18 protein-coding genes are annotated in these 16,897 nt (G+C 63.8%); 13 read left to right on the forward strand and 5 right to left on the reverse strand.

Annotation, left to right across the window (positions count from 1 at the left end; translation table 11 throughout):
- Window positions 1–2: 2 nt before the first annotated feature.
- A complete protein-coding gene (gene cyoA / locus NKH41_RS08585; protein ID WP_352771098.1) occupies window positions 3–926 on the reverse strand; it encodes a ubiquinol oxidase subunit II in 924 nt (307 codons plus the stop codon).
- 601 nt (window positions 927–1,527) lie between these two features.
- Between cyoA and NKH41_RS08590 the strand changes: the two genes are divergently transcribed.
- The 11 genes from NKH41_RS08590 to NKH41_RS08640 all read left to right on the forward strand — a co-directional run bounded on the left by NKH41_RS08590 (window position 1,528) and on the right by NKH41_RS08640 (window position 13,663).
- Window positions 1,528–2,670, forward strand: a complete 1,143-nt coding sequence (locus NKH41_RS08590; protein WP_352473036.1) for an extracellular solute-binding protein — start codon at window positions 1,528–1,530, stop codon at window positions 2,668–2,670.
- Window positions 2,670–3,521 carry an IclR family transcriptional regulator gene (locus NKH41_RS08595; RefSeq protein ID WP_352771100.1) on the forward strand — a complete coding sequence of 284 codons (852 nt, stop codon included), beginning with the start codon at window positions 2,670–2,672 and terminating at the stop codon, window positions 3,519–3,521. The genes NKH41_RS08590 and NKH41_RS08595 overlap by 1 nt, the downstream gene beginning before the upstream one ends.
- Window positions 3,522–3,543: 22 nt before the next feature.
- Entirely contained in the window at window positions 3,544–4,575 is a 1,032-nt protein-coding gene (locus tag NKH41_RS08600) for a sugar ABC transporter substrate-binding protein (protein WP_352473034.1), read from the forward strand.
- Between the two features lie 141 nt (window positions 4,576–4,716).
- A complete protein-coding gene (locus NKH41_RS08605) occupies window positions 4,717–5,700 on the forward strand; it encodes an ABC transporter permease (RefSeq protein ID WP_352771102.1) in 984 nt (327 codons plus the stop codon).
- The gene (locus NKH41_RS08610) at window positions 5,690–7,222 is read left to right on the forward strand and encodes a sugar ABC transporter ATP-binding protein (protein WP_352771104.1); all 1,533 of its coding nucleotides are present in this window, start codon (window positions 5,690–5,692) and stop codon (window positions 7,220–7,222) included. The genes NKH41_RS08605 and NKH41_RS08610 overlap by 11 nt, the downstream gene beginning before the upstream one ends.
- Before the next feature lie 30 nt (window positions 7,223–7,252).
- A complete protein-coding gene (locus NKH41_RS08615; protein WP_352771105.1) occupies window positions 7,253–8,248 on the forward strand; it encodes an ABC transporter permease in 996 nt (331 codons plus the stop codon).
- 1 nt (window position 8,249) lies between these two features.
- Window positions 8,250–9,035 carry an SDR family NAD(P)-dependent oxidoreductase gene (locus NKH41_RS08620; RefSeq protein ID WP_352771107.1) on the forward strand — a complete coding sequence of 262 codons (786 nt, stop codon included), beginning with the start codon at window positions 8,250–8,252 and terminating at the stop codon, window positions 9,033–9,035.
- An 18-nt stretch (window positions 9,036–9,053) separates the two neighbouring features.
- Complete coding sequence (locus NKH41_RS08625; RefSeq protein ID WP_352769354.1) at window positions 9,054–10,259, forward strand: CaiB/BaiF CoA transferase family protein; 1,206 nt, start codon at window positions 9,054–9,056, stop codon at window positions 10,257–10,259.
- A gap of 2 nt (window positions 10,260–10,261) precedes the next feature.
- Window positions 10,262–11,044 carry an enoyl-CoA hydratase/isomerase family protein gene (locus NKH41_RS08630; RefSeq protein ID WP_352771109.1) on the forward strand — a complete coding sequence of 261 codons (783 nt, stop codon included), beginning with the start codon at window positions 10,262–10,264 and terminating at the stop codon, window positions 11,042–11,044.
- On the forward strand, window positions 11,041–12,816 hold the full coding sequence (locus NKH41_RS08635) for a CoA-transferase (RefSeq protein ID WP_352771111.1): 1,776 nt from the start codon (window positions 11,041–11,043) through the stop codon (window positions 12,814–12,816). The genes NKH41_RS08630 and NKH41_RS08635 overlap by 4 nt, the downstream gene beginning before the upstream one ends.
- 13 nt (window positions 12,817–12,829) lie before the next feature.
- Window positions 12,830–13,663, forward strand: coding sequence for an SMP-30/gluconolactonase/LRE family protein (locus NKH41_RS08640; protein ID WP_352501148.1), 834 nt, complete (start codon window positions 12,830–12,832; stop codon window positions 13,661–13,663).
- Window positions 13,664–13,689: 26 nt separating this feature from the next.
- On the opposite strand, the gene NKH41_RS08645 is transcribed toward NKH41_RS08640, so the two are convergent.
- Both NKH41_RS08645 and NKH41_RS08650 read right to left on the reverse strand, forming a co-directional pair.
- Window positions 13,690–14,019, reverse strand: coding sequence for a hypothetical protein (locus NKH41_RS08645; RefSeq protein WP_352771113.1), 330 nt, complete (start codon window positions 14,017–14,019; stop codon window positions 13,690–13,692).
- 152 nt (window positions 14,020–14,171) lie between these two features.
- Window positions 14,172–14,690 (reverse strand): EF-hand domain-containing protein, encoded by a 519-nt coding sequence (locus tag NKH41_RS08650; RefSeq protein ID WP_352771115.1) that lies wholly within the window; start codon window positions 14,688–14,690, stop codon window positions 14,172–14,174.
- Between the two features lie 175 nt (window positions 14,691–14,865).
- On the opposite strand from NKH41_RS08650, the gene NKH41_RS08655 reads away from it, so the two are divergent.
- Window positions 14,866–15,132, forward strand: coding sequence for a DUF3606 domain-containing protein (locus tag NKH41_RS08655; protein ID WP_352771117.1), 267 nt, complete (start codon window positions 14,866–14,868; stop codon window positions 15,130–15,132).
- A gap of 33 nt (window positions 15,133–15,165) precedes the next feature.
- On the opposite strand, the gene NKH41_RS08660 is transcribed toward NKH41_RS08655, so the two are convergent.
- Both NKH41_RS08660 and NKH41_RS08665 read right to left on the reverse strand, forming a co-directional pair.
- Window positions 15,166–15,714: a DNA-3-methyladenine glycosylase gene (locus NKH41_RS08660; RefSeq protein WP_352771118.1), complete on the reverse strand. Its 549-nt coding sequence runs from the start codon at window positions 15,712–15,714 to the stop codon at window positions 15,166–15,168.
- Between the two features lie 104 nt (window positions 15,715–15,818).
- On the reverse strand, window positions 15,819–16,145 hold the full coding sequence (locus NKH41_RS08665; protein WP_352771120.1) for a hypothetical protein: 327 nt from the start codon (window positions 16,143–16,145) through the stop codon (window positions 15,819–15,821).
- A 211-nt stretch (window positions 16,146–16,356) separates the two neighbouring features.
- Between NKH41_RS08665 and NKH41_RS08670 the strand changes: the two genes are divergently transcribed.
- Window positions 16,357–16,884, forward strand: a complete 528-nt coding sequence (locus NKH41_RS08670; protein WP_352771153.1) for a metallophosphoesterase — start codon at window positions 16,357–16,359, stop codon at window positions 16,882–16,884.
- The last annotated feature ends 13 nt before the right edge of the window (window positions 16,885–16,897 follow it).

Below are 16,897 nucleotides of genomic sequence, written 5' to 3' on the forward strand. Positions count from 1 at the left end.
TGTCAGCCTCCTGCCTTGGGCGATACGCTCGGCTCGGGGCGACCGGCCTGGGGACCGGGCGCGGGCGGAACGCCCTGCGTCGCGATTTCATGGAAAAGGTCCGGCTCGACCGAGCGATAGGTCGAAGGCGGCACGTCGATGCTCTGTCTGGCCAGTTCCTGGTAGCTGGCCTTGTCGAGTGCCTGTCCCTGGCTTCGCGCCGAATTGACGAACGCGTCGAAGGCATCCGCTGCGACGGCATGCAGCACGAATTGCATGCCTGGAAAACCGTCACCGCTGAAATGGGCCGACCGCCCATAGAATTCGCCGGGCTGATCCGCCTGCAGGTGAAGCTGCGTCGTCATGCCATTCATCGTATAGATCATGCCGCCAAGCTGAGGCACGAAGAACGCGTTCATGACGCTTGCCGAGGTAAGCGAGAAATGCACCGGCCTGCCCGCCGGCACCACGAGCTGGTTGATGCTCGCGACATTCTGCTCGGGGTAGATGAACAGCCATTTCCAGTCGAGCGAGACGACCTGCACCACAAGCGGCTTTTGCTGCGAATCCAGCGGCTTCATTGGATCGAGGTCATGCGACCCGATCCAGATGATGCCGCTCAGAAACAGGATGACGAGGATGGGGATCGACCAGACCACCAGTTCGATGCGTCCGGAATAGGCCCATTCCGGCAGGTACCGCGCTCTTGTGTTGGTTTCCCGGAACCACCAGGCAAAGCCGAGCGTCGCCACGATCGTCGGGATGACGATGGCCAGCATGATAGCAACCGAATTGAGCAGGATCGTCCGCTGCGCCGCCCCCACCGGCCCTTGCGGATCGAGCACGCCGCCCTGGCAGCCGGCAAGCAGCGCGGCAACAAGCATCGTCGCGCCGACGCGGCCAACACGGATGGCGGCACAATTTCGAACGATCGCCCTCAGCAACATGACATCTCGCCGTTTCCTGAAAACCGATGGAACGTTGCAGGCAGCGTGGCTGCCAACCCCCGAATGTTCGCGCCGGTGTGCTCCTGGCGACAGTTTCTTCACGCACGGGGCTCCGGCTGGCAGAACCACACGCGGCGGACGTCATCGTTAAGCGGTCAACCTGTCGAGAACCCTCCAAATCCAGCGGCAAATCCCAAGCAACCAGAGCCAAATCCTAAGAAATCAGAAACAGTGCCCAGATCGAAGTTATCGCCAGAAACGTGGCGAATGCCAAGGCGGTAAACCGGTTCATGGCCCCGCCCAAGGTTGGTCCATTTAGTCCGCTCCCTGCGACGTGGCTGCTGATTCCACTGCTGCTGCTCCAGATGGCTGCGCCAACCGAACGAATGTTCGTCGCGAAAGTTCCAAAAAGCCAGATCCGTCGCAGCCTTTGGTTGCAGGCCGGCGGCAACGCGATGCGCACCAGGGATGGTTGGGCGGCTTTCTCGCCAAGCGGAAGCGAGGACTGGCTTTGCGTATGTAAAAACTACTTGTCTAGGTGAAAATAGTTGCTACTAATCGGCTGGGCCGGCGCATGGCCGCCTCTGGGAGGAATTTCGGCATGACAAGACTGCGCGGCCTTGCGTGGGATCACCGACGCTGCTGGGGTCCGCTCGACGCCAGCATCGGGCCGTATTGTGCCGCCAATCCCGGTCTTGAGATCGAATGGGACCGCCGCAGCCTCTATGAGTTCGGCGAGGGCGCGCTTGGTCCGGTGCTCGGCGCCTATGATCTTGTCGTGTTCGACCATCCGTTCATCGGCGATATTGCCGAAGGCGGGCTGATGGTGCCGTTCGATTTGTCGGCCGAGCAGCGCCACGGCTTCGAACGGGATTCGGTCGGCGCATCCTGGCAATCCTACGCAAGGGACGGGCTTCAATGGGCGTTGCCGATCGATGCTGCCTGTCAGGTTGCCTCGTATCGCCCCGATCTCCTGGAGCGCTACGGACCGCTGCCGCGCAGCCATGACGAGGTGCTGGAGCTCGGCCGGCGCGCCTTGAAGGACGGCAAATGGCTTGGGCTGCCGTTGGTGCCGACTGACGCCATGTGCCTGCTTTTGACGCTGGGTGAGCCCCGGGAAGACGGCGACGAGTTCATCGCCGGGAAAAAAATCGAGCGGGCCGTCGGGCAATTGCGCCAGCTTGCGGCGCTGTCGCATCCGAACTCGCCGAAATGGAACCCGATCCGTTGCTACGATCACATGATCGCGCATGACGACGTGGTCTACGTGCCGTTCGCCTTCGGCTATGTGAATTATGCCTCCAGGGCCGACAGGCCGTATCTGCGCTTCGCCGACGTGCCGACGCCGCGATCCGCCGGCGCCTTGCTCGGCGGCGCCGGCATCGGCGTCAGCGCCCAATCGCAACACAAGCAAGCCGCTATCGACTACGCGCTGTTTCTGTGCTCGCCCGGCTATCAGCGCGGCGACTATGTGAAATCCGGCGGACAGCCGGGGTCGCTGGCGGCGTGGCAGGATACCGAGGTCAACGCGCTCTCGGGCGGCTTCTTCGCCTCGACGCTGGCGACGATCGAAGCCTCTTATCTGCGCCCGACCCATCCGGGCTTCATCAGCTTCTTCCGCCAATGCGCCCCTCATGCCGCGGCGGCGATCGCCGGCGAATTGCAGGCGGCCGAGCTCGCGGATCGGCTGAACCGGCTCTATCGCGAGACCAGGCATAGCCAGCCGCAACGGAGCGTCGCGTAATGGCCGCCGATATTGCCCAGATCGTCGACGAAGGCGAAAGCGGCCGCAACGGCTATCGGGTGCCCGCTGTGGAGAAGGCGCTCGACATACTGGAATTCATGGCTGCCAGCGGCGAGCCGCTGACCCAGACCGAGATCGCCACCGGAATGGGGCGCTCCATTCACGAGATATACCGCATCCTGCTGCTGCTGGAGAAGCGCGGCTACATTTTCCGGACGCAATCGGACCGCTTCCGCCTGTCGCTGAAGCTGTTCGAACTGGCGCATATGCATCCCCCGGTGAACCGCCTGGTCGAATGCGCGCTGCCGTTGATGCGCGGCCTCGCCGCCAATGCCGACCAGAGCTGCCATCTGGTCGTGCGCGAAGGCGAGAGCGCACTGGTCGTGCTGCAGATCGATTCGCCTTTGCCGATGCGTTATTCGGTTGCCCTTGGCTCGCATTTCCCGATCCTCGAAACGAGCTCCGGCGCGGTGCTGCTGGCGCATTCGAGCCGCGCCGAGCGCGACCGCATCGTCGAACGGATCGTCGCTGCAGGCGAAGGCCAAGGCAGCCGGGCGGAAATCGAAGCGCGGCTGAACGAAGTCGCAAGGCTCGGCTATGAAATGCGCGCCTCGCTGGCTGTCGAGGGCTGCACCAACATTTCGATGCCGGTGCGCGACCATACCGGCGCCGTCATTGCCGCGCTCACCGTCCCCTTCCTGCCGCAAAAGGCCGCCCGCTTCGATCGCAGCACCGTGTTCGAGCGGACGAAGGCGGCGGCCGAGGCGATATCGGCGGCGCTGGGCGCGGGCGAAGCTGCCGCCTCTTCACGTGCCGACCCGGAACGGCGGGACTATCCGTTCAGCAACTGACAAGAAATACAGGGAGAGAAACATGAACTGGTCCAAATCGATGCTGTTTGCCTCGGCGGCGGTGCTTGCTCTGAGCGCCGCCGCGGCACACGCCGAAAACATGCCGAAGCGCATCGGCTACGTCACCAACTACGCCACCCATGAGTGGTATCAGAACGTCATCAAGGGCATGCAGTCCCGCGCCAAGGAACTCGGTATCGAGCTCGAGGTGCAGGACGCCAATCTGGACGTTGCCAAGGAGGTCTCCGCCGCCGAAGATTTCATGGCCAAGGGCGTCGACGTCCTGATCATCACGCCCGTCAACGAGGAAGGCGTCGTGCCGCTGCTGCGCCAGGCGAAATCCAACAACGTTCCGGTCGTGCTCGAAGGCAATCCGGTCAAGGGCATGACCACAATGGTCGCGATCTGCGACTACGACACCGGCTACACCGCCGGCGTCGAAGCCGGCAAATACGCCAAGGAAAAGCTCGAAGCCAAAGCCAAGGTGATGAATGTCGGCCTGCCGCTGCTGTCCGCCACCGTGCTGCGGTCGCAGGGTTTCATGGATGGCCTCAAGACCATCATCCCCGACGCGGTCATGGTCCACGACCTCGACGGCGGTGGCAATCCCGATCGCGCACTCGAAGTCTCTTCGGCGGCTCTTGCCAAGAACGCCGACATCAACATCATCTACGGCATCAACGATTCCTCCTCGCTCGGCGGCCTTCAAGCCTGGAAAGCGGCCGGCAAGTCGCAGGACGGCCTCTTGACTGTCGGCACCGGCGGCGAAGGCCTCGCCTTCATCAATGCGATGCAGAACGAGCCGTCCTACCGCATCGAGGCCGCGATGTTCCCGGAAAAGGAAGGCTACACCGCCATCGATGCAGCGGTTAAGCTCTTCAATGGCGAAGAGGTGCCGGAACACATTGTCAGCCCGACCGCGCCGATGAACGGCGACGACTGGAAGAAGTTCTACGACTACGATGGCACCACACGCAAAATCAAATGGGATGCCGTCAATGCGCTTCAGCCACCGGAAAAATGCATGAAAACTTCCGCCGATCTGAAGAAGTAAGGATTCCGGGTAGCCCTTCCCGCACGGCGGGAAGGGCGGCGGATCGGATATGCCGAACGGCAAAACAGGGCAACCGTCCTGTTTTGGCCGGCAGTTTCCAGACGGCGACGGCACCGATACGGGCCCGGAAATAAAATGGACATGAGCGAGCTTACGCAATCCTCTGCGCCAAGGCGTTTCATCGGCGGCCAGCTGCTGGGCAGCAGCCAGCTGGTGCTCGGCGTGATCCTGGCCGTGCTCTGCATCGCCATTTCGATTGCCGCGCCGCAATTCTATTCCGAGGCCAACATCATCGCCATCCTGCGCCAATGCGCGCTGGTGCTGATCGTTGCCTCCGGCATGACGATGCTGATCATCACTGCGGAAGTCGACCTGTCGGTCGGTGCGTCGCTGGCTTTTGTCGGCTGCATCGGCATGGCCGTGCTCAATTCAACGCACAGCCTGACGCTCGGGCTGCTGGCGGCGCTCGCCTTTTCAGGCGCGGTCGGCCTGTTCAACGGCCTCGTCGTCACCAGCCTCAAGGTGAACTCGCTGATTGCCACCATCGGCACCATGATGATGCTGCAGGGCGGCGTTTACCTGTTCACCCGCGAGGCGGTGCAGAACCACCACCGGCTTGCCGGCTTCACCGATCTCGGCGCCGGCTATATGGGCGCTATCCCGCTGCCCGTGGTCGTTGCCGCGCTGATTTTCGCGCTGGCCGCGGCAACGCTGCGCTTCACCACGCTCGGCCGTTATCTCTACGCTGTCGGCGCCAACGAGCGCGCGGTTCGTCTCTCCGGCGTGCGCTCGCAACGGCTGAAACTGTTCGCCTTCGTCGTCACCGGCCTGTGCGTCGGCGTCGCCGGCATGATCCTGTCGTCGCTGATGAATGCCGGCCAGCCGACCGCTGGCCGCGGCTTCGAGCTGACGGTGATTGCCGCCGTTATCCTCGGCGGCACCAGCCTGCTTGGCGGCCGCGGCTCGCTGCTTGGCACGTTGCTGGGCGTGCTGGTGCTGAAGGTCATCGACAACGGCATCATCATCCTCGGCTGGAACCAGGACCTGCAGATGGTGGTGCCCGGCATCGTCATCATCCTGGCGACCTATCTCGACATCGTGCGGAACAGAGCCAATGTCGGTTGATTTCCTTCACCCCGGCGAAACCGTGGCTGTCGACAAAAGCGTGCCGGCGCTGGAGATGCGCGGTATCGGCAAGCGTTTTCCCGGCGTGGTGGCGCTGGACAATGTCGATCTGACCTTGGAACCCGGCAAAATCCATGCCCTGATGGGCGAGAACGGCGCCGGCAAGTCGACGCTGATCAAGATCATGGCCGGGGTCTACGGCAAGGATGCCGGCACCATCCGCCTGCGCGGCCGCGAGGCCGACATCAAGTCGCCGCGCGATAGCCTGAAAGAGGGCATCAAGGTGGTGTTCCAGGAGATCGCGCTGATCGCCGAATTCAGCGTCGCCGAAAACATCTTCCTCGAAGGCTATCCGACCGGCAAAGGCGGCTCGATCGACTGGAAGAAGATCCGTGCCGATGCGGCCGCTCTGTTCAAGCGTATCGGCTTCAATGTCGACCCGGCGGCGCGGACGGGATCGCTGCCGGTCAGCCAGCAGCAGATGGTCGAGATCGCCCGCGCACTCGCCCATGAGGCCCGCGTCGTGGTGATGGACGAGCCGACCTCCTCGCTGACGCCGAACGAGGTCTCGCTGCTGTTCACCGTCATCCGCCGGCTGGCCGCGCTCGGCATCGCGGTGCTCTATGTCAGCCACAAGCTCGACGAGGTCTTCGAGATCGCCGACACCGTGACCGTGCTGCGCGACGGCCGCCACGTCTCGACCAGGCCGATCGGCGAGCACACCAACGACACGCTGATCCAGGACATGATCGGCCGTCGCATCGAAAACCTGTTCCCTCGCAAGCGCGGCGCGCCGGGCAGCAAGGTCGCGCTTTCCGTTGAAGGGCTCAGCACCGCCAAGAAGCTGAAGGATGTGTCGTTCGAGGCGCATGCCGGCGAGGTCCTCGGCTTCTTCGGCCTGATGGGGGCCGGCCGGACCGAGCTCGCCAAGGCCATCGTCGGCTACGACCCGATCACTTCCGGCGTCATTTCGGTCGATGGCAGCCGGCTGCTGCCGCACGAAACGCACACCGGCGTCCGGCTCGGCATCGGCCTGCTCACCGAGGACCGCAAGAGCGAGGGGCTGATGGGAGAGTTGCCGGTCTACCAGAATGCCAGCCTCGCCTCACTCGGCACCTTCGCCAGAATGGGCTTCGTCGACAAGGTCAGCGAACGCAAGGCGGTGCAGGACTATGTCGACCGTTTCCGCATCCGGACGCCCAGCCTGTTCCAGCAGGTCAAGAACCTGTCCGGCGGCAATCAGCAGAAAGTGCTGATCTCGCGCTGGCTGATGCGAGGCCTGAAGGTGATCGTCGTCGACGAGCCGACCCGCGGCATCGACGTCGGCGCCAAGTCGGAGATTTTTGCGCTCATCGACCGGCTCGCCGGCGAAGGCCTGGCGGTCGTCATGATGACGTCCGAAATGCCCGAGCTGCTGGGGCTTGCCGACCGCATCGTGGTGATGTGCGAAGGCCGCCTCACCGCGATCATGCCTCGCGACGAGGCCACGCAGGAGAACATCCTCAATGCGGCAATCGGCTAAGACGATGACGCTTCGCAAAGGGACCAAGCGATGAGCCTGGCAAGCACCGACACCGTGAAAGCTGGGCCGTCCATGCTGGCGCGGCTCGTCGCGCGGCAGGAATTGGCATTGCTCCTCTGCCTCATCCTGGTGATCGCGTTCTTTTCCTTCACCGCCGAGAATTTCTTCTCCGTGCGCAACATCACCAATGTGCTCGGTCAGGCTTCGCTGGCGCTGACAGCCGGCATCGGCTGCGCCATCGTCTTCATATCAGGCGAGGTCGACATCTCGATCGGCTCGCTGCTGGCGACGATCGCACTGCCGCTGATCATCATCATGAACGACACCAACTCGCTTGTGCTCGGCATCAGCGGCGCGCTGCTGTTCGGGCTGATCATCGGCGTCGTGAATGGCTATCTGACGGCCTATGCCGGCATCAACTCGCTGATCGTGACCCTGGGCACGATGTTCATCATGCGCGGCGGCGTTTATCTCTATACCGGCCAGCGTGCTATTCCAGACGACGCCGCGCTCGACAGCTTCATCGCGCTGTCGGACGGCCGCCTGTTCAACGTCGTTCCCTATTCGGCTGTCATCGCCATCGTCCTGCTCGCCGTCTTCGCCTACGTGATGCAGCACCGGCCGTTCGGGCGGCAGATCTATGCCGTCGGCGGCAATCCGGAAGTGGCACGGCTGGCGGGTTACGACGTGCGCCGCGTCAAGTTCAGCTGCTTCATCATCAGCGCGCTGCTGGCGACGGTAGCCGGCATCATCCTGGCAGCCCGCGTCGGTTCGGCGCAGCATACGGCCGGGCTGAATTTCGAGTTCCAGGTCGTCGCCGCCACCGTGCTCGGCGGGGTGAGCCTTGCCGGCGGCATAGGCAGCCTGACCGGCATGGCGCTCGGCGTGCTGATCCTGCAGTTCCTGTCCAACGGGCTGCGCGGTCTCGGCCTGCCGACCGAGTGGCAACTGGTCATCACCGGCATGATCATCATTGCCGCCGTCGCCTTCGACGAAGCAAAGCGCCGGCACGCCATTGGAGGCTGATATGGATCGTCTCAAAGGGAAAACCGCAATCGTCACCGGCGCCGCCGACGGCATCGGCCACGCGATCAGCGAGGCGATGGCAAGGGAAGGCGGGCACGTCTTCCTCGGCGACATCGCCGACGAGAAGGGTGAAAAATTCGCAGCCGAGCTGCGCGCCGCCGGCCACCGCGCCGACTACATCCATTGCGACGTGGCGGAGGAGGCCGACATCGCCGCCCTGATCGACGCTGCCGTCGGCAAGACCGGCCATCTCGATATTCTCGTCAATAATGCCGCTATCGCCATCGGCGGCATGCCGGTTCACGAAATGAGCGACGAGCAGTGGCACCGGCTGATCGCGGTCAACCTGACCAGCGTGTTCCGCGGCTGCAAATATGCGCTGCCGCATATGATCGCGCAGAAATCGGGGTCGATCATCAACATGGCCTCGGCACAAGGGCATATCGGGCTCGACGGCTGGACCGCCTATGCCGGCGCCAAGGGTGCGGTGATGGCGATGACGCGCCAGATGGCGGTCGAGTTCGGCCCGCTCAACATCCGCGTCAACTCGATCTCGCCCGGCACCATCAACACGCCGATGAACGACAAATTGGTCAAGGAGATCGGCGGCAATCTCGCCAAGGCCTGGGTCAAGATGCATCCGCTCGGCCGCATCGGCAAACCGTCCGAGGTGGCCGAAGCCGCCGTCTATCTGGCCTCCGACGCCGCCGGCTTCACCACCGGTACCGACCTGCGCGTCGACGGCGGCCTCACCGCGGCACCCCGCTACGTACCCGACCTGCTTTGACAACCAACGAGACATGAAATGAACAAAGCCCTCGAAGGCGTCCGCATTCTCGATTTCAGCCATCTGCTGCAAGGGCCGTTCGCCACGCAGCTGCTCGGCGACATGGGCGCCGACATCATCAAGATCGAGCGTGCCGGCGCCGGCGACATGTTCCGCGGCATGACCTTCTTCGCCAAATGGGTCGGCGGCTCCGAAAGCCCGAATTTCCTCGCCTGGAACCGCAACAAGCGCTCCATCGCGCTCAACCTGAAAAGTCGCAAGGTGCATGCCATCATCATGGACATGGCTGAGAAGGCCGATGTGGTGGTGCAGAATTTCCGCCCCGGCGTGCTCGCCAGGCTCGGCTATGGCTACGAGGATTTCAGGGCGGTCAATCCCGCCATCATCTATTGCTCGGGTTCCGGCTATGGCGAGGAGGGCCCCTACGTCGAGCGCCCCGGCCAGGACATGCTGATCCAGGGATTGTCCGGGCTGATCTCCAACACCGGCCGCGGCGATCAGGCTCCTGTTCCGGCCGGTGCCGGCCTGGCCGACCAGATCGGCGCCATGAACATGGTCTACGGCATCCTGTCGGCGCTCTACTATCGCGAGAAGACCGGCAAGGGCCAGAAGATCGAGGTCAATCTGCTCGCCGGCATGCTGGCGCATCTCAATCAGGAATATGTCGCCGTGCTCAATCTCGGCGAGGATTTCGTGCGCCCGAAGTCCGGCATCGGCCACCCCGGCATGCAGGCGCCGTTCGGCGTCTATGAAGCGAAGGACGGCGGCTATGTGTCGATCGCCATGAGCCCGTTCAAGACGCTGTATGAAGTGCTGGAGGCGCCGCAGCTTGCTGTCTACGACGATCTGAAGACGCTGTTCGACAGGCGCGACGAGGTGTTCGACAAGGTCAACGCCGAAACCAGGAAGTTTGCCACGCAGGACCTGCTGGCGCGGCTGCTGGCAGCCGACATCTGGTGTGCCGAGGTGAAGGACATAAGGCGCGCAGCCGAGGACCCGCAGGTCAAGCACCTGGGCATGATCACCAGCTACGATCATCCGCGCGGCGGCAAGGTCAGGGTGGTCGCGCCGGCGGTCAAGATGAGCGAGACGCCGGCTACCATAGAGCGGCCGGCACCGCTGGTCGGCCAGCATGGCCGCGAGATACTGGCCGAGTTCGGCCTCTCCAGCGGCGAGATTGCAGCGCTTGAGGCGTCCGGCGATATGACCGTGGATGCTGCCTGACGATGAGCGTTTACCAGACACTCAGCTTGGAAATATCCGGGCGCGTCGCAGTCGTCACCTTCCGGCGCGCCGATCAGCTCAACGCCATGAACCGGCTGATGCAAAGCGAGATCACCGAGGTTTTCGAGGCGCTGTCGCAGGATGACGGCGTCGGCGCGATCGTGGTGACCGGCGAGGGGCGCGGCTTCATGGCCGGCGCCGACATCAAGGAATACGCTGCCCAGACGGCTATCGAGTTCGACGCCTTCCAGGCCGCCGGCACGCGCATGTATGCGGCGGTCGAGAACAACCGCAAGCCGGTCATCGCCGCGGTCAACGGCTTTGCGCTCGGCGGCGGCATGGAGCTGGTGCTGTGCTGCGACATCGTCATCGCCAACCAGTTCGCGAAGCTCGGCCTGCCCGAGATCAAGCTCGGGCTGGTCCCGGGCGGCGGCGGCACGCAGCGCGGCGTCCAGAAGCTCGGCCGCAACCGCTCCAACCTTTTGCTGATGACCGGCGCCATCGTGCCGGCTTCCGAGCTCGCCGCCGGGCTGGTCAACGAGGTCGTCGACGCCGAAAAGCTGATGCCGCGGGCGCTGGAACTCGCCGGCATGATAGCCGCCGAACCGGCTGCCGCGATCGAGGCATTGAAGGCGCTGACGGCGCACGCCGTGTCGGGCGACTTGGCGGAAGGCCTTGCCATGGAGCGCGACGTACTGGGCGGGCTTTATCGTAGCGAGACCGGCCAGCAGCGGGTGAAGGCGTTCGCCGAAAAAAGCGCCGCGCGGCCGAAGGCTGGGCAATGACATCCCTGGTCAAGCAAAACCGGCCGCGCTTCACCGATGTCGAGGGCCTGGCCGCGATGGTCGGCGGCGGCGACGTCTTCGGTGTCGGTGGCCATCATTTTGCCCGGCTGCCGATCGCCTTGTTGCGGGCCATCGCCCGCTTGGGCGTCAAGGATCTTCGCTATGTCTGCTGGGCCGGCGGCCTGCCGCTCGAACTGCTTCTCGAAGCGAATGCCGTGGCGGAGATTGATATCTGCTTTTCCAGCCTCGATATTTTTGGCTTGCCGCCGCGCTTCCGCGCGGCTGCCGAGACCAATGCCGTGCCGGTCCGCGACTGGACGGCGCTGGCCATGATCCAGGCGCTGCGGGCGGGGCAGCAGAACCTGCCGTCGATGCCGTTTCAGCTTCCGGAGGGTTCGGACATGCTGGCGCGCGTGCCGGGTGCGATCGCCGTGCCCGATCCGATCGTGGGAGCCACGACCGGGATCATCCCGGCCTTGCGGCTCGATACGTTCGTCGTCCATGCCCAGCGTGCCGACGAGAGCGGCAATGTCCAGATCATCGGACCACGAGCGCTCGATTTCGCCATGGCCGGCGCGGCGCGCGAGGTGCTGGTGACGGTCGAGGAGATCGTCCCGGTCGGAGGGCTGCGGCATGATGGTCGGCAGAGCATTTTGACCCGCAACCAGGTGTCGGCGATCGCGCTGGCACCAGGCGGCGCCTATCCCGCCTCCTGCCTGCCATTCTATGTGACGGATTATCAAGCGTTGGCGGAGGCGTTCGCGGCCAAGGAAATACCTTTGTCGGACAGCCTGAGCATGCCTTCGGAAGGCGTGCCGGAGCGGGTTCAAGACGCTGCAAAAGTCGGCGCTGAAACAGTCCTCGCAATGCCCAGGCTCGTGCACGGCAACAAGGAGGCGTCCATCGACGAGATCATCGCCGCCCGCATCGCCGCTGAGCTCGACAATGAGAGCTTTGCCAGTGCCGGCGCGGTGTCGCCGCTCGCCAATGTCGCCTACCGGCTGGCCAAAGCGACGCACGCGCCGGACATGATCATCGCCACCATGAGTTGCGGCCATCTCGACATAGCACCGAGCCGGATGATCCTGTCGCTGATCGAAAGCCTCGATTGCGAAACGGCGGTGGCGCATGCCGGCGGCGACGACACCTATTCGACCTACTATCAGGCCGGCGCGGTGACGCATGAGATCGTCGGTGCCGCGCAGGTCGACCGCCGTGGGCGCGTCAACACCATTGCGCTGCGCAAGTGTGACGGCAGCCTTATCCGGCTGCCCGGGCAAGGCGGCATGGCCGACGTCGCCAACATGCATCGCGATTATCTGCTCTACGTCCCCCGCCATTCCGTGCAGTCGCTGGTCGAGACGGTCGAGATTGCCAGCTCGGCGCGCGGCCTGTTGACTGAGGCCGAACGCGAGCCGATGGGCTATCGGACCGGCGCGGCATTGGTGTTCACCGACCTTTGCGTGTTTCGGCTCGACGGGGAGAGCCGGCAATTGGCCGTCATCGAGACCATGCCGTGCGTGACGCGCCAGCAGCTCCAGGATGCCACCGGCTTTGCCCTGACATTCGATGCCGATTGCCGCGAAGTTGCGCTACCCTCAAACGAGACGCTCGACATCCTGCGAAACCGCATCGACCCGCTCGGCCTGCGGCGCCTCGAATTCGTCAGCGCCAGGGAGCGCAGCGCCCTGATCGCCGAGATCCTGGCCACCGACCGGCGGATGGTCGAGCGCTGCATCGCCGCACAGCGGTCGCATACTGCACCGGATTGAAGGGGGGCGGCGCATGGCAAAGCCGTTGCTCGAAATGTCGGCCGCGAGGGTCTTCTTCGATGGCATCTTCACCAGCCCGCGCATCGCCCATCCGGAAGGCGTGGCCATCCATCGCGACGGCTCGATCTGGTGCGGCACCGAAACCGGCGACCTGCTGCGCTTGGCCGCCGATGGCGGCTCGGTCGAACGCATGGGCGGTACGGAGGGCTTTCTGCTCGGCATCGCCTTCGATAGCGCGGGAAACTGTTTTGCATGCGATTTGAGACATTCGGCGATCTTTCGCTGGGATGCCGCGACGGCTGGTATGCAGCGCTTCGCCTCGGCCGGCATCCGCGTGCCGAACTATCCGATCGTCGACGAGACACGCGGCTGGCTCTACGTGTCGGACAGCCTCGGCGAAGACAACCGCTCCGGCATTTTTCGCTACGATTTGAAGACCGGCGAAGGCGGCCTGTGGTGCAGCGAGACCATGGCCTTCGCCAACGGCATGGCGATGGCGCCGGGTGGCGATGGGCTTTACGTCGTGGAAAGCCATGCGGCCTGCCTCAGCTATGTGCCGATCCGTGCCGACGGCACGGCAGGACCTCGCCAACTCGTCGTGGACGGCGTGAGCAACGTTCCCGATGGCGTCGCCTTGGCGCCGGACGGGTCGCTGTTCATCTCATGCTACGAGCCCAGCCGTATCTATCGCTGGCGAAAGGATAGCGGGCTCGAGGTGCTGATCGAGGATCCGGCGGCAACGACGCTCGCCCACCCAACCAACATTGCCTTCAAGGGCGACAAGCTCTACACCGCAAATCTCGGCCGCTGGCACATCACCGAAATCGACTTGACGGCGATTTCCTAGATCGGGCCGAACCGGGCGGCGCTGCCCTATCCCAGCCGCCCGTGACTCGATCGGATGCGCAACACCTGCACCCGCGACGGCAGCTCGATCAGGAACTCTTCGTCCCGCTCGAGATGGTGGATCCTCGTCGGATCGCCGCCGGTGAGCGCCGCCATCGCCTCGACATTTTCCCAATAGGAAATCGTCACGAATTCCGAATGGGTCGGCGTGTCCTCGCGAAAGGTCTGCACGCCCAGCGCCTTCTCGATCAGCGGCTTGATGCCGGCTTGATAGTTGTAGCTCTCATAGGCGTCTGCCTTCTCAGGCAAGGTTCTGCCACGCCAGACACGGGCAATGGTTGGAGTTTTCTCTGTCATAGCCATTGAATTCCTGCTGTCTTGAACTGTTCCGACCCGGCATTCGGCTTGGCAAGGCCAGCCAGGGAATGCATCTGCAAGCGACGGTTTTCGCCCTCCCCGGTCGACGTGGGGCGCTGCCGCTAGGGCCTCCTTGCCGACTGGTAGGAGACTTACTCCTGATCCTCGGCGCCGCCTCCGTGGAAGAAGGACCGGATTTCCTGCATGTCGACGCTGCCGTCACCGTCCTCATCGACGGCGTTGAATATTCGCCCGACGAAATCCTGGACTTCGCTTTGAGAAAGCGCGCCATCGCCGTCCGCATCTACTATGGCGAACATCATTCGCATCTTCGCGCCATGCATCCCGCGTGGAATGCCGCCGCGCCCTCCCATCTCCCACCCTCCCTCAGGTGGGCCCATCCTGTAGTCGCGATGCCAGCGGTCGGGACCTCGCCGTTCTGCCCGGGGCGCGCGATCTTCCTGCATTCTCTCCTCCAGCATCTCAGTCATCATCTGGCGCATCATTTCGCGCATGGCATCCTGGCTCTGCCCGCTCATTGCGGGCGACGGTTCGGCGCCACGATCCGGTGCCGGCGCGGCGGGCGCAGGTGGGCTCGTCTGGCCGAATGCCGGCGCGGTCAACATGGCCAGCGCCGCGGCAATTACGGTGGTTTTGCTTGCGAGCGTCATCGTATTCTCCATCGGTATGAATTGTAGCCGAATATGTCTGCATCCAAGCCAAACCGGCTGCTCGCCTCATGGTTCCTGGTCAGTCGGCACGGCGGCGGAAAAGTCCGCCCGATCGCGGCAACGAAAGCCGCTTGCCCACGTTGCCATGGATGCGACGCTCCACCAGGAGGAAAAAATGGCCGACGATAAGAGCAAGCGAGATTTCCGCGAGCGCGACCGCGTTTCTACGGAAGACGACCGTGAAGTCGAGTATTTTGCCCAACAGAACGGCGTCACGGCCGACCAGGTCCGCCAGCTGATCAAGAGCTTCGGCAATGATCGCGGGCGCCTGACCGTAGCTGCGAAGGCATTGCGAGGGATTTCACCTGCCGGAGCCGACGAGGTGACCAGGGAAGCCCGCCAGCAGGCGACACCCATGCATCTCGGTAAACCCGACGAGTGATGCCAGGCAGCTGCTCTGCCGCTGCCGCGGGCGTCAGAACCTGCGGCTCAAATAGTCCGAGCCGCGCAGGCCGAACCGCCACTCGGCATCGACAGCCTTGGAAATGCCGATCCGGCGGCCTGTTAGAACGGCGCTGGCGTCGCCCGGCGGCCTGAATTCGAATGGCGGCACGTCCAGCGGCAGCCCGTCATGGGATTTGTCGATTGCCAGCGCCTGGCAAAGGCGGCCCGGTCCCGAACAAAGCAGCCGGGGATCGTCAAGGCCGCGATTGGCCCGCATCACCTCCAGCCCTAATCGCGGTTCGATTGCGCGGATAAGCACGGCACTGCCGGGCAGGCACACGGCATTGAGGCACCAATGCAGGCCATAGGAGCGATAGACATACGCGCTGCCCGGGGCGCCGAACATTGCACCGTTGCGCACCGTCCTGCCACCGAAAGCATGCGAAGCCGGGTCATCCGGGCGATAGGCCTCGGTCTCGACGATGACGCCGCCAACGCCGTGCACAAGCAGCGTGGCGCCGATCATGTCGCGCGCCACGGTCGTGGCGTCACGGGCAAAGAATTGATGGGTGGTGGTCATTATGCAGCAGACTCGATCGCGCCTGAACTTGGCGCGTCAGCAAGGTCCCTGGACCGGAAACAAAATGTCCAGCCATCGCGCCGCCGAACCTGGGGCAGCGGTATTCAGCGCAGCACGGCTGCGCCGATGAAAACCGCCGCGGCCACGACGATGGCGGCAATCACCATGACTGGCCCATATCTGCGCGGTTGGACGTCGGGCTCATCCTTCAGCGGGCGCATCGCATTGGCATAGCTCGCTTGGTTGGTAAACTTCGGCGTTTCATGGCGCGCGGCAGGGCTCTTCGGCGGAGCGTTGCCGGCGGATTCCGCGTCCGTTTCCATGGGAGCCGCAGCCGGATCGATGCCCGGGGTCTTGTCCCCTTCGCGCCCGGCGTCGATATCGCCCCGCGCCTGAGCCGGGCTTCGCCCAAGAGGTGCTGCGTCGGTCATCGTCGAGGTCCTTTCAGAGCATCAGCGTCAAGCATTCTAACCTGCGTCTCATTTCAAAGTTCCCCCGTTTCAAAGTGCCAACGAGCGGAAACCGCCTGGGCCCGCTTACAGGAACAACCGGCGATCGAGCGGGTTGAGCAAGCATCGGGAGAGCAACATGGACTTGGTGCGCCACGCGCCCAGATCGGCAGTTCGAAACAGGCTCCAGCGCATGATCTACTTCACCGCCGACACGCATTTCAGCGACCCGCGCATTTTACGCATCGACAGCCGCCCGTTCGGCTCGCTGGCGGAACATGACCGGTCGCTCATTGCGTTCTGGAACGAGACTGTCGGCCCGGACGACGAGGTCTGGCATCTCGGCGATTTTGCCAGGGGATCGGCCACGTTCGTGTCGTCGCTTCTGGCGTCTCTTCATGGCAGCAAGCATTTGATCATCGGCAACAACGATGCTGCGGCCACCATTGAGGCCACAGGTTGGGCGAGCACGCAACACTACAAGGAGCTGGCGCTCGACGGCAGCCTGCTGATCCTTTGCCACTATCCTTTTCGCACCTGGAACCAGATCGGCAGGAAATCGATCGACCTGCATGGCCATTCCCACGGCAGGCTGACCCCGGTCACGCGCCAGTATGACGTCGGCGTCGACAGCTGGGATTTTCGTCCGGTCACGCTGACCACCATCCTGGCCAGCCGCGGCCGAAGGGCGGCGCGGCAAAGCCGTCAAAAAGTCGAGTGATCGAAAGTGCCGG

The organism is Mesorhizobium sp. M1169 (assembly GCF_040318345.1).
Lineage (GTDB): Bacteria > Pseudomonadota > Alphaproteobacteria > Rhizobiales > Rhizobiaceae > Mesorhizobium.

Coding starts and splice junctions, on each gene's coding strand:
- NKH41_RS08615 (WP_352771105.1), top strand. CDS start 7,253: ATGAGCCTGGCAAGCACCGACACCGTGAAAGCTGGGCCGTCCATGCTG.
- NKH41_RS08630 (WP_352771109.1), top strand. CDS start 10,262: ATGAGCGTTTACCAGACACTCAGCTTGGAAATATCCGGGCGCGTCGCA.
- NKH41_RS08665 (WP_352771120.1), bottom strand. CDS start 16,145: ATGACCGACGCAGCACCTCTTGGGCGAAGCCCGGCTCAGGCGCGGGGC.
- NKH41_RS08590 (WP_352473036.1), top strand. CDS start 1,528: ATGACAAGACTGCGCGGCCTTGCGTGGGATCACCGACGCTGCTGGGGT.
- NKH41_RS08650 (WP_352771115.1), bottom strand. CDS start 14,690: ATGACGCTCGCAAGCAAAACCACCGTAATTGCCGCGGCGCTGGCCATG.
- cyoA (WP_352771098.1), bottom strand. CDS start 926: ATGTTGCTGAGGGCGATCGTTCGAAATTGTGCCGCCATCCGTGTTGGC.
- NKH41_RS08655 (WP_352771117.1), top strand. CDS start 14,866: ATGGCCGACGATAAGAGCAAGCGAGATTTCCGCGAGCGCGACCGCGTT.
- NKH41_RS08610 (WP_352771104.1), top strand. CDS start 5,690: ATGTCGGTTGATTTCCTTCACCCCGGCGAAACCGTGGCTGTCGACAAA.
- NKH41_RS08595 (WP_352771100.1), top strand. CDS start 2,670: ATGGCCGCCGATATTGCCCAGATCGTCGACGAAGGCGAAAGCGGCCGC.
- NKH41_RS08635 (WP_352771111.1), top strand. CDS start 11,041: ATGACATCCCTGGTCAAGCAAAACCGGCCGCGCTTCACCGATGTCGAG.
- NKH41_RS08620 (WP_352771107.1), top strand. CDS start 8,250: ATGGATCGTCTCAAAGGGAAAACCGCAATCGTCACCGGCGCCGCCGAC.
- NKH41_RS08645 (WP_352771113.1), bottom strand. CDS start 14,019: ATGACAGAGAAAACTCCAACCATTGCCCGTGTCTGGCGTGGCAGAACC.
- NKH41_RS08605 (WP_352771102.1), top strand. CDS start 4,717: ATGAGCGAGCTTACGCAATCCTCTGCGCCAAGGCGTTTCATCGGCGGC.
- NKH41_RS08640 (WP_352501148.1), top strand. CDS start 12,830: ATGGCAAAGCCGTTGCTCGAAATGTCGGCCGCGAGGGTCTTCTTCGAT.
- NKH41_RS08670 (WP_352771153.1), top strand. CDS start 16,357: ATGATCTACTTCACCGCCGACACGCATTTCAGCGACCCGCGCATTTTA.
- NKH41_RS08625 (WP_352769354.1), top strand. CDS start 9,054: ATGAACAAAGCCCTCGAAGGCGTCCGCATTCTCGATTTCAGCCATCTG.
- NKH41_RS08660 (WP_352771118.1), bottom strand. CDS start 15,714: ATGACCACCACCCATCAATTCTTTGCCCGTGACGCCACGACCGTGGCG.
- NKH41_RS08600 (WP_352473034.1), top strand. CDS start 3,544: ATGAACTGGTCCAAATCGATGCTGTTTGCCTCGGCGGCGGTGCTTGCT.